Origin of the sequence: Arthrobacter sp. H41 (genome assembly GCF_000520535.1) — a bacterium.
GTDB lineage: Bacteria > Actinomycetota > Actinomycetes > Actinomycetales > Micrococcaceae > Arthrobacter_D.
This window is the reverse complement of record NZ_KI914765.1, coordinates 16,205-21,041: the sequence shown is the minus strand read 5'-3', so window position 1 is coordinate 21,041 and position 4,837 is coordinate 16,205. Positions and strand designations below refer to the sequence as shown.

The window sequence follows — 4,837 nt, the reverse complement described above, 5'->3', positions numbered from 1 at the left end:
TGCCGGATCAGCTCGCCCAGCCATTCGATGATGTCGCTCAGGTCCTCGCGGAGTGCCTCCAGGGGCACCGTCTGGCGCAGCGCCTTATAGCAGTCCGCGAGGTACCGCAGGAGGATCCCCTCGGACCGCGTGAGCGAGTAGAAGGCCACGTATTCACCGAAACTCATCGCGCGCTCGTACATATCCCGCACCACGGATTTCGGAGCCAGTTCGAAGTCACCGAGCCAGGGAGCGGAGCCCCGGTACACGTCGAATGCCTGCTGCAGCAGCTCAGCGAGGGGCTGGGGGTAGGTGAACTCCTCGAGCCTGGCCATGCGGGCGTCGTACTCGATGCCGTCGGCCTTCATCGCGGCGATGGCTTCACCGCGCACCTTCTTCTCCTGGGCCGACAATACCTGCCGGGGCTTCTCGAGCGTCGCCTCGATGACGGAGACGACGTCGAGCGCGTAGCCCGGAGCCTCGGGGTCGAGGAGTTCAAGGCTCGCGAGGGCGAACGGGGAGAGCGGCTGGTTCAGCGCGAAGTTGGCCTGGAGATGGACCTTGAGGCGGATCTGGCGGCCGTCTACGTCGGGCTCGGGCAGGCGCTCGACGATCCCGGCCGTGACCAGTTCCCGGTAGATACCGATGGCCCTGCGCATCAGCTGGAGCTGGGAGGCCCGGCTCTCATGGTTCTCGCTCAGCAGCCGCTGGGCCGCCTGGAAGGGGTTGCCGGGCCGCTCGAGAAGGTTCAGGAGCATCGAGTGGCTCACGCCGAAGGAGGAGGTGAGCTGCTCAGGCACGCTGCCGACCAGGCGCTCATAGGTGGGCTTGCCCCAGGACACGAAACCCTCGGGCGGTTTCTTCCGGATCACCTGCCGGAGTTTCTTCTGGTCATCCCCGAACTTCGATACGGCCTTCGCCATTGCCTTGGTGTTCTCCACGACGTGCTCGGGCGCCTGGACCACTACCGTCCCGGCGGTGTCGTAACCCGCCCGCCCGGCCCGCCCGGCGATCTGGTGGAATTCGCGCGCCTTCAGCACCCGGGTACGAACGCCGTCGTACTTGCTCAGCGCCGTCAGCAGCACCGTGCGGATGGGCACGTTGATGCCGACCCCGAGGGTATCGGTTCCGCAGATCACCTTGAGGAGGCCCGCCTGTGCAAGCTGTTCGACGAGCCGCCGGTACTTCGGCAGCATCCCGGCGTGATGCACCCCGATGCCGTGGCGGACAAGCCGGTTGAGGGTCTTGCCAAAGCCGGAGGAGAAGCGGAACGTCGCGATGAGCTCCGCGATGCGGTCCTTCTCCTCCCGCGAACACACGTTGACGCTCATGAGGTTCTGTGCACGCTCGATCGCCTCGGCCTGGCTGAAGTGCACCACGTAAACCGGTGCCTGGTTGGTGCTCAGCAGTTCCTCGAGGGACTCCTGGACCGGCGTCTCCACGTAGTAGTAGTGCAGGGGGATGGGCCGCTCGACGGATGTGACCGTCGCGGTGGCCCGCCCGGTACGCTCCGTGAGGTCCTTGTCGAAGAGCGAGACGTCGCCGAGGGTCGCCGACATGAGGAGGAACTGCGCCTGGGACAGTTCGAGCAGCGGAACCTGCCAGGCCCAGCCGCGCTGCGGGTCGGAGTAGAAATGAAACTCGTCCATCACCACCGTGCCCAGCTCCGCGGAGGAACCCTCGCGCAGGGCGAGGTTGGCCAGGATCTCCGCGGTGCAGCAGATGATGGGGGCGCCCTGGTTCACTCCCGAGTCGCCGGTGATCATGCCGACGTTCTCCGGACCGAAGATGTCGCAGAGGGCAAAGAACTTCTCGGACACCAACGCCTTGATGGGAGCCGTGTAATAGCTGGTGCGGCCCTCGGAGAAGGACTTGAGGTGCGCGGCGATGGCGACGAGGGATTTTCCCGACCCGGTGGGTGTCGCAAGGATCACATTGTTACCCGAGACAAGCTCCATGGCGGCTTCATCCTGCGCAGGGTACAGCTCGATCCCGCGCGCGGTGGCCCAGGCGGTAAAAGCCTCATAGACGGCATCCGGACGGAGAGTGCCGCTTGCCGGCGCGGGGAGGTGCTCTTGAATCTTCATTGTCCCTTCAGCCTACCGGTGCGGCGTTAGGCTGTTTCTATGACGTGGAATCCAGCGAAGTACTCCCACTACGCCGACCACCGCGGACGGCCCTTCTTCGACCTCGTGTCGCGGATCGACGCCGGCGCGCCCCGGCGGGTCGTCGACCTGGGCTGCGGGCCGGGGGAGTTCACCGCGACACTCGCCGCTCGGTGGCCGGACGCCGAGGTGGTGGGCGTCGACTCGAGCCCTGCGATGATCGCAGCCGCCCAGGCTGCCCCGGAAAGGCCCGAGAATCTCCGGTTCGTGACCGGCGACCTGCGGGACTGGACACCGGGGCCGGAGGACGACGTCGTGGTCACCAACGCGGCACTGCAGTGGGTCCCCGAGCATCGGGAGCTCCTCTCGGCCTGGGCGGCGGCAATGCCTGCCGGGTCCTGGCTCGCACTGCAGGTGCCCGGAAACTTCGGAGCACCGTCCCACGTCCTGATGCGCGAGCACGCAGCGACGCCGGTATGGAGGCACCTCCTCGACGGCGTGCTGCGGCACGACGACGCCGTCGGGGAGCCGAGCGACTACCTGCAGGTGCTCGGCGCGGCGGGACTGGGCGTCGATGCCTGGGAAACCACTTACCTGCAGGTGCTGCAGGGGGAGGACCCGGTGCTCGAGTGGGTGCGGGGGACGGGCCTCCGCCCGGTCCTCGATGCCCTGTCGCCGGAGCAGGCCGCCGAGTTCGAGGAGGGCTACGCCGCGCTGCTGCGGAAGGCCTACCCCCGCGCGGACGCCGGCACGGTGTTCCCGTTCAGGCGGATCTTCGCGGTGGGGCACAAGCCCGCCTGAGGCAGACCTGACCCTCAGCCCTTCTCGGCACCCGCCGTCAGCCCGCCGGTGAGCAGGCGCTCGGTGGAGAAGAAGAGGAGCAGGATGGGCAGGGTCAGCACCACCGAGCCGGCCATCAGCACCGTCGTGGGGATTTCGGCACTGCCGGACAACTGGGACAGGCCCAGGGAAACGGTCCAGCTGTCGCGGCGTTCAACGAGGAAAAGCAGCGCGAACAAGAATTCGTTCCAGGCGATCATGAAGATGAACAGGCCCGTGGCCATGATGGACGGCAGGACCAGGGGCAGGCTGATCCGCCGCAGCACCCCCAGGCGGCTCAATCCGTCGACGAGGCCGGCTTCCTCAACGGACACGGGAACGGTTTCAAGGTAGTTCCGGAGCATGTAGATCGCCACGGGAACAGTCTGTGCAATGTAGACCAGGACCAGGCCCACCAGCGATCCGCGCAATCCGATGCGGGTGAACAGGACGAAGAGGGGAATGGCCATGACGATCGCCGGGAAGAGGTAGGCCGCAAGAAAGAGGGCGTTGACCTGCCGGTGGCCGAAGAAGGGCAGGCGGGCGATGGCATAGGCGCCCGGTATTGCGACGATCAGGGAAAGGATGACGGCGCTGACGGCAACGAAGGCACTGTTGGCGAGGAAGGTGCCGAATCCCTGGCCGCCGGCCGAGACCGGTGCCAGCACCTGCTGATAAGCCCGAAGCGTGAATTCCGCCGGCGTGACGATCAGTGAGGCGGGGTTCCTCAGCAGCGATTCGATCGGTTTGAGGGACAGCAGCACCATGTAGTAGAAGGGCAGGAGCGTGACGATCAGGAAACACGCGATGACGATCCACCGGAGGACGCCGAGGGTCCTGCGCTCGATCCGGTAGCGGCTGAAGCGCCGACGGGCCGGCGGTGCTGCAGCGGCCCGGGGGGAGGGGGCTCGGGATTGTTCTGTCGGGGTAGCCGGTGCGGTCACAGTCGCTCTCCTCTTTTGCGCATGAGAAACAGGTAGAGGGCGAGCATCAGGATCAGGACCAGTGAGAGGACGAGTGATTGTGCTGATGCGGCGCCGACGTTGCGCTGCACGGTGAGGAATTCGTAGACCCGCACACTGGCCACCCCGGTGCCCGCCGCGCCGCCGGTCAACAGGAAGATGTCGTCGAATTCGTTGAAGGTCCAGATGGTGCGCAGGATCGCCAGGAGGGCGATCACGGGCAGGAGCTGTGGCAGGAGGATGTAGCGGAAGGACTGCAGGGGGCTTGCGCCGTCCACCAGTGCGGCTTCCTCTGTTTCCGATGAGATGGCTTCAAGGCGCGCCATGAGGAAGAGAAACGCGAAGGGGAAGTAGCGCCACCCTTCGAAGGCGATGGCGGTCAGCAGCGCCGTGGGAACCGGGAACGAGGCGCCCAGGATCTCCAGGGTGCGCTGCGCTTCGGAGAGGAACGGGATGGGCTGCGCCCACCCGAGGAGCGACTGGCCTGCCTCGTTCACGATGCCGAACTGCGGGCTGAGCATGGTGCGCCAGACGAAGGTGACGGCTACCACCGGGGCAACGTAGGGCAGGAGGAAGGCGGCACGGACGAAGGTCCTGCCGCGGAACGGCTTGCGGACTGCCATCGCGGCGATGAGTCCCAGCGTGATGGACAGGAGAACGGATCCCGTGGTGTAGACCAGGGTGATGCCGAGGCTGGTCCACAGCTCTCCCGAGTCAAGGACCCGCTCGAAGTTCTCAAGGGTCAGGGACTGGAAGGGGCTCGCCGTACCGATCTCCAGCAGCCGGAGCTCCTGGAAGGCGATGAGGACCGACCACAGGAGCGGGAGGACCACGACGGCCAGGACGATGAGCAGGGTGGGGGACATCAGGAGGAATCCGGTGCGGGCGTCGCGTTGCGACAATGTTCGCCGCCGGATTCGCCGCCGGGCTGGCGTTTCAGCAGGCATGGGTCGCTCCTTGCACGGTGCGGCA

The 4,837-nt window shown here is 66.4% G+C and carries 4 protein-coding genes; 1 reads left to right on the top strand and 3 read right to left on the bottom strand.

What is annotated here, in order from left to right; translation table 11 throughout:
• Positions 1-2,066: DEAD/DEAH box helicase (locus Y705_RS16920; protein ID WP_081737736.1), on the bottom strand; the 2,066-nt coding region annotated here is incomplete at its 3' end.
• Between the two features lie 39 nt (positions 2,067-2,105).
• Here Y705_RS16920 and Y705_RS0103000 point away from each other — a divergent pair.
• Complete coding sequence (locus Y705_RS0103000) at positions 2,106-2,885, top strand: trans-aconitate 2-methyltransferase (RefSeq protein ID WP_026531786.1); 780 nt, start codon at positions 2,106-2,108, stop codon at positions 2,883-2,885.
• Positions 2,886-2,899: 14 nt separating this feature from the next.
• Here the strand turns inward: Y705_RS0103000 and Y705_RS0102995 are convergent, their stop codons facing one another.
• Both Y705_RS0102995 and Y705_RS0102990 read right to left on the bottom strand, forming a co-directional pair.
• Entirely contained in the window at positions 2,900-3,847 is a 948-nt protein-coding gene (locus Y705_RS0102995; protein ID WP_155849880.1) for a carbohydrate ABC transporter permease, read from the bottom strand.
• On the bottom strand, positions 3,844-4,812 hold the full coding sequence (locus tag Y705_RS0102990) for a carbohydrate ABC transporter permease (RefSeq protein WP_049822187.1): 969 nt from the start codon (positions 4,810-4,812) through the stop codon (positions 3,844-3,846). The genes Y705_RS0102995 and Y705_RS0102990 overlap by 4 nt, the downstream gene beginning before the upstream one ends.
• Positions 4,813-4,837 lie beyond the last annotated feature (25 nt).

Bases quoted from the DNA above. Each gene is read 5' to 3' on its own strand.
- Y705_RS0102990 (WP_049822187.1), bottom strand. From the start codon at position 4,812: ATGCCTGCTGAAACGCCAGCCCGGCGGCGAATCCGGCGGCGAACATTG.
- Y705_RS0103000 (WP_026531786.1), top strand. From the start codon at position 2,106: ATGACGTGGAATCCAGCGAAGTACTCCCACTACGCCGACCACCGCGGA.